The sequence below is a fragment of the Kitasatospora sp. NPDC127111 genome, assembly GCF_042677465.1.
In the GTDB taxonomy this organism is placed as follows: domain Bacteria; phylum Actinomycetota; class Actinomycetes; order Streptomycetales; family Streptomycetaceae; genus Kitasatospora.
Window position 1 is genome coordinate 85,110 of the sequence record NZ_JBHXTG010000029.1, and the last position, 6,000, is coordinate 91,109.

Sequence of the window (6,000 nt, forward strand, 5' to 3'; positions counted from 1 at the left end):
GGACGGGACGCACAGGTGCGCGTCAACCCGCGGTCGGGCGCGTTCGGACGGCGCCCGGGCACGGCGCCGGCGCCGCCCGCGGGCCGCCCGGGCGCCCTTTCCGCCGGGGTACGCGGGGATCACCGCTCACAGCGAACGGCTCGTACATATTCGAAACGGTGCCGAGATCACCCTTACGAGTGAAGTGACTCGCTACGCGTTGAGTCCGCGCCAAAACCGAAAGTAACTTCACTTCTGCGAACGGGAGTTGCCCCGACCGGGGGGTCGGGAAGGCGCTCCGCCGGCGCGCGGGCCCAGGTCAGCGGGGGCCCGCGCCGGGCCTTGGCGGGGCCCTCGGCGGAGGCGGCCTGGGCGGCGCTCCCGTACTTCCGAGAACCGATCAGGCCGTGGCCGGGTGCCCGGGTGCCGGAGCAGTGGGCACCTGCGGGCACCGGACGAGACGAAGGGATGTGAGAGCGGATGGGGGCGGGCACATCGCTTCGGACGGCCGGGGGAACGGGATCGGCGGGCCGCGGGCCGCAGGCGGGCGGCGCGTGGCCGGAGGTCGCGCGGGCGGCACTGGCCGGTACCACCGGAGGCCGGGGAGGCGACGGGGACTGGGAGGTCACCGTCGAGGGCTTCTGGTGCACGGCCAGGCCGTCCGCCGCGGAACTCGCCGACGAGGGCTGGAAGATCCACGTCAGCGCGGCGTCGGCGGTCGGGGGCGCGGTGCTGACCGCCGTCGCCGACGTCCTGGCCGACGACCCCTGCGCGTTCAAGTTCGCCACCGGGCCGGAGCAGCTCCACGAGCTGAACTCGCGCAACAGCGACCGTGGTTCGGCCGGCAAGTTCGTCACCGTCTACCCGGAGGGCGAGGAGCAGTTCCGGCGGCTGGCGGCCGCGCTGCACAGGGCGACCGACGGCCTGCCCGGGCCGGTCGTGCTCTCCGACCGCCCGTACCGGCCCGGCAGCCGCGTCCACTACCGGTACGGCGCCTTCGCGGCCCGCGCCGAACTGGGCAACGACGGCGGGTACCGGTCGATGCTGCGCGGGCCGGGCGGCGAGCGGGTCGAGGACGTGCGCGGCGCGTCGTACCGCTGTCCGCCGTGGGCGCGCGACCCGCTGGCGGAGGGGCGCGGGCTGCCCGCCGAGGGACGCGGGCCGGGGGCGGGCAAGCCGGCCGCGCCCCGGCGCGGGGCCGGCGGGGTGCTGCTGGCCGGGCGGTACGTGATCACCGGCGCGATCCGGCACGGCGCCAAGGGCGGCGTCTTCCACGGCCGGGACACCGACGGCGGTGCGGAGGTCGTGGTCAAGCAGGCCCGCGCGCACATCGAGGTGGACCGGGCCGGTACCGACGCCCGTGCCGCGCTCCGGCACGAGGCCGCGCTGCTCACCCGGCTGGAGGGGTTGGAGCTGGCGCCGCGGCCGGTCGAGCTGATCGAGCAGGACGACTCGCTGTTCCTGGTGCAGGAACGAATCGCCGGGCAGCCGCTCGGCAGCTGGGTCAGCGCCCGGCTGCGGCGCGACGGCAGCCCGGACGTCGACTGGGCCGAGGCCGGTCCGCTGGTGCACGCGCTGCTCGACCTCGTCGAGCGGGTGCACGAGCTGGGCCTGGTGCTCCGCGACCTCTCCCCCGGCAACGTCCTGGTGCAGCCCGACGGGACGCTGCGGCTGGTCGACCTGGAGCTGGCCGCCGAGGCCGGGCGCCGCGCCGGCTCGGCCGGCACCCCCGGTTACCGGGCCCCCGAGCAGGGGCCGGGGCGGCTCGCCCTGGTCCCGCCCGGGTTCGCGAACGGGCGCCCGAACGGGCTCGCGAACGGGCTCAGGGCGGGTGGGCCGGCCGGGGGCGGCATCTGCGTGGCCGAGCCGGCCGCGGACCTGTACGCGCTGGGCGGCCTCTTCTTCCTGCTCGCCACCGGGCACGACCCGCTGCTGCCCGAGGACCTGCCGCTGGCCCGTCCGGTCGCCGACCGGCTCGGCCGCTGGCTCGCCCTCGCCGCCCGCTCCGGCGACACCGCGCGGCGGCTCGCGCCGGCGGTGCTGGGGCTGCGGGCCGAGGAGCCGGAGCAGCGGTGGAGCCTGCACCAGGTCCGGGAGGCCCTCGCGGGGGGTGCCGCCTCGGCGGCCGACACCTCCGCGGCCGGTGCCCCGGCAGCCGGCGCTCCGGCAGTCGGCGCCTCGGTGGTCGACGCTTCCGCGACCGGCGCTTCCGCAGCCTGCGCCTCGCCGGCCGGTGGCGGATCCGTCGTCGACCGGGTCCTGCACGACGGCCTGCGGCACCTCGCCGCGACCGCCACGCCGCTGCGGCGCGACCGGCTCTGGCCGACCGTCCCGGCCGGCGAGCGGTCCGACCCGTGCAACGTGCAGCACGGCGCCGCCGGCGTCCTGGCGCTGCTCGCCCGCGCCGCGGTGACCGACGGGCTGCCGGACGAGCTCCGGGCGCAGGCCCGGCAGACGACGCGGACGGCCGTCGAGTGGATCGAGCGCCGCTGCGCCGACGAGCCGGTCGTCCTGCCGGGGCTGCACTTCGGGCGTTCGGGCGCCGCCTGGGCGCTGCTGGACGCCGCCGGGGCGCTGGCCGACCGGCCGCTCGCCGAACGCGCCGCCGGGCTGGCCCGCCGGATAGCCGTCGAGTGGCCCAACCCGGACGTCTGCCACGGCGCCGCGGGCGCGGGCTTCCTCCAACTGCGCTTCGCCGCGGCCGATCTGGGCCCGGACTCCGCCCGGCGGTTCCTGGCCCGGGCGGCGCACTGCGGGCACCGCCTGCTCGCCGCCGGCCGGCCGACGCCGTACGGCACGGTCTGGCCCGTCCCCGAGGACTTCGACTCGGCGCTCGCCGGAATCACCCACCTCGGCTTCGCCCACGGGGTGGCGGGCGTCGGCGCGTTCCTGCTGTCCGCCGCCGAGGCCACCGGCGACCGGGCGCTGCTCGACGGCGCCGCCGAGGCCGGGCGGACGCTCGCGGCCACCGTCCGGCGGGAGTTCGGCGCCGGCGCGGAGGAGAGCGCCTGGTGGCCGCAGGACGCCGACGACCCCGAGCAGGTCAGGCTCGCCCACTGGTGCAGCGGCTCGTCCGGCGCGGGCACCTTCCTGCTCCGGCTCTGGCAGGTCACCGGCGACGCGGGCGCCCGCGAACTCGCCCTCGCCGCCGGCCGGGCGGTGCTCGCCGGACGCTGGCACTGCGGCGTCAGCGCCTGCCACGGGCTGGCCGGCGACGGCGAGTACCTGCTCGACCTGGCCGAGGCCACCGGCTCTCCCGACTTCCGCTCCGGAGCCGAGGAGTTGGGCCAGCTGATCACCGCCCGGACGGCGCTGCGGAACGGCCTGCTGGTACTGCCGGACGAGACCGGCACCGGCTGCGCCGCCGCGTACGGGACCGGCACGGCGGGTGCGCTCGCCTTCCTGCTGCGGCTGCGGCACGGCGGCCCCCGGCTCTGGGTGGACCCGGTGCCGCCGTCGTTCCCGGCCGGCGCCCCCGGACTGCCACCCGCAGCGGCCCGCCCGAGCGCGGACGGCCCGACGGCCAACGGCCGGGGTGCGGACGACCCGAAGGCCAACGGTCGGGGTGCGGACGGCCCGAGCGCGGACGGCCCGGGCGGTCCCGACGACCACGGCGGTCCCGACGAGGCGAGGGCGACATGACCGTGGCCACCCGGACCGCGACGCAGGCCCTGCGCCGTCTCAGCTTCACCTTCGCCGCCGACGGCGGCCACGCCGCCTGCCTCGCCTCCGCGGCCGACGGCGGCTGGTACGCGGAGAGCTGGCGACTGCCGGCGAGCGGCCCGGCCCTCCCGCTCGCCCTGACCCTGCCGGGCAACCGGTCCGAACACCTGCGCTCGCAGCTGGTCGCGCTCCCGGACGGCTCCGTCCTGGTCTGCCGGCACGACGGCGAGCGGCACGACCTGGTGGTGCTCGACGCCGCCGCGCCGGGCCACGAACCGGCCACCACCGAGCGGCAGTTGGCCACCCTGAAGCGCCCCGGCCTGCGGGTGCTGCCGCTTCCGGCCCAGGCCCCGGCGGGGCCCGGCGCCCCGGTCGCCGTCGCGCTGGGCAGCGACACCCGCCCGGCCACCACGGTCTGGCTGGTGACGGCCGACGGCAGCGAGCCCCGGCAGGTCGCCGAGATCCCCGGCCTGCACGGCGGCGGCGTCTGGCTCGACCACACCGGCGCGCTGCTGGCGCTCGACCGGGTCAGCGAGGGCGCCGTCCGCACCGTCGTCCTGGACCTGCGCAGCGGCGCCGTCACCCCGCTGCTGGAGATCGGCGAGCACAGCAACGACCGGCTGGTGCTGTTCGACCCGGACAGCCGCTTCGCGATCGTCCGCAGCGATGCGCCCGGCACCGACCGGCTCGGCTGGGGCGTGCTGGACGGCGGCGAACCGCTGCGGTTCCCGGAGTGCCTGCACGTGGCGGGCGTGTTCCTGCGCCCGGTGGCCGTGCGGCCCGGGCCGGACGGCGCCCGGGTGGTGATCCAGATCGACCACGGCGCGGGCTCGGCGCTGGCGGTGTGGCGGCCCGCCGCCGGACGGCTGGACCCGCTGCCGGTGCCGGCCGGACGGCTCGGCGCGGTCGGACACTGGTCCGAGGCCGGCCTGCGGATGCCGTACTCCGCCCCCGACCACCCGGCCGCGCTGGCAACGCTGGACGTGGACGCGCTGCTGGCCCAGGGGCCGGCCGCCGCCGGGTCCGGCCCGATGCCGCTACCGCTGCCGCTGCAGCTGGCCCCGCTCGGCTGCGGGCAGCCCGCCTCCGGCCTGCCGACCCCCTGGCGGGACACCATCCTGCCCTGGCAGCCCGGCGTGCCGCGCGCCCCGCGGGCCGCGGCCCCGGCCGGTTGGCGGCTGGACGGCTCCACCCAGCCCGGTGACGGCGGCCGCTGGCACCCGGCCCAGAGTCTCGAACTCGCCGGTCCGGCGGGCCCGTTGGAGGCCGTGGTGTACGGCGGTGACGCCTGGCTGAGCAGCCCGCACCTGGTGCTCGCGCTGCACGGCGGCCCGGCGGACGCCTGGCGGCTGGAGTTCGACCCCGCGCTGCAACGGATGGCGGCCGAGGGCCTCGCCGTCCTCGCGCCGAACCAACGCGGCTCCACCGGCTACGGGGTGGCGCACGCGATGGCCATCCGGGGCGCCTGGGGCGGGCCGGACCTCGACGACATCCTGTACCTGCTGGACGCCCTCGCGGGTCAGCGCGCCGCGCTCGGCCTGGAGCCGCCGGCCCTGTTCGGCGTCAGCTACGGCGCGTTCCTCGCCCTGCTGACGGCCGCGCACGCGCCGGCCGAGCAGGTCGCGCGGTGCGCGGTGGTCGCGCCGTTCCTCTCCGGCGCCCGGCTGCTGGCCGAAGCCGCGCCCCCCGTGCGGGCGTTGACCACCCGACTGGGCGGCGGCGAGCCGATCGCCGACGCCCGCGGCCCGCGTGACGTGCTCCAGCTCGCGCACCGGATCGGCGCGCCGCTGCTGGTGGTCCACGGTGACCGGGACGAGGTCGTCCCGGTGAGCCAGTCCCGTTCGCTGCGGCACGAGTTGCTGCGGATCGGCCGCAGCGAGGGCGCCGACTTCCGCTACGTCGAGGCGGCCGGCGCCGGCCACGAGGTGCTGGCCGAGGACGGCGCCGCCGTGCTGCACGAGCTGCTGGCCGCCTTCCTGCGGACCGGCCGGCCGGGATAGCACCCGGCCCTGCCCACACAGACTCCCGGGCCCGACGGGCCCGGGGCGGTACCCGCGGTGGTGGATGGAGGCCGCCGCGGGGCGCACCACCGAACGCCCGTACCGCAGGTCGCGGCGGGCGTCAGCACCCGGGGAGGAACCCGATCATGGAGAACATGGTGGACTTCGAGACCGACCTCGCGGCCCTGCAGGAGCTGCCCGAGACCGAGTCCGTCGAGCTGACCGGCCACGGCGGCGGCTGCCAGTACACCTGTCTCATCCTGACCTGCCTGATCTTCACGATCAGCTAGTCGCGCACGGCAGCAGCCGGTCACCCGCTCGCGCGGTGACCCCGGGCGCCGTTCCCGCCTGTCCGGAC

At 78.1% G+C, this 6,000-nt stretch carries 3 protein-coding genes; all 3 read left to right on the forward strand.

Features of this window, described 5'->3' with window-relative positions; translation table 11 throughout:
- The first annotated feature begins 459 nt into the window (after positions 1-459).
- The 3 genes from lanL to ACFVHB_RS19475 all read left to right on the forward strand — a co-directional run bounded on the left by lanL (position 460) and on the right by ACFVHB_RS19475 (position 5,932).
- Complete coding sequence (lanL, locus tag ACFVHB_RS19465) at positions 460-3,621, forward strand: class IV lanthionine synthetase LanL (RefSeq protein ID WP_380323291.1); 3,162 nt, start codon at positions 460-462, stop codon at positions 3,619-3,621.
- Complete coding sequence (locus tag ACFVHB_RS19470; RefSeq protein WP_380323294.1) at positions 3,618-5,642, forward strand: alpha/beta fold hydrolase; 2,025 nt, start codon at positions 3,618-3,620, stop codon at positions 5,640-5,642. Before lanL ends, ACFVHB_RS19470 begins: the two co-directional genes overlap by 4 nt.
- 146 nt (positions 5,643-5,788) lie before the next feature.
- Positions 5,789-5,932, forward strand: a complete 144-nt coding sequence (locus ACFVHB_RS19475; protein ID WP_153882823.1) for a VenA family class IV lanthipeptide — start codon at positions 5,789-5,791, stop codon at positions 5,930-5,932.
- The last annotated feature ends 68 nt before the right edge of the window (positions 5,933-6,000 follow it).

Coding starts and splice junctions, on each gene's coding strand:
- ACFVHB_RS19475 (WP_153882823.1), top strand. CDS start 5,789: ATGGAGAACATGGTGGACTTCGAGACCGACCTCGCGGCCCTGCAGGAG.
- lanL (WP_380323291.1), top strand. CDS start 460: ATGGGGGCGGGCACATCGCTTCGGACGGCCGGGGGAACGGGATCGGCG.
- ACFVHB_RS19470 (WP_380323294.1), top strand. CDS start 3,618: ATGACCGTGGCCACCCGGACCGCGACGCAGGCCCTGCGCCGTCTCAGC.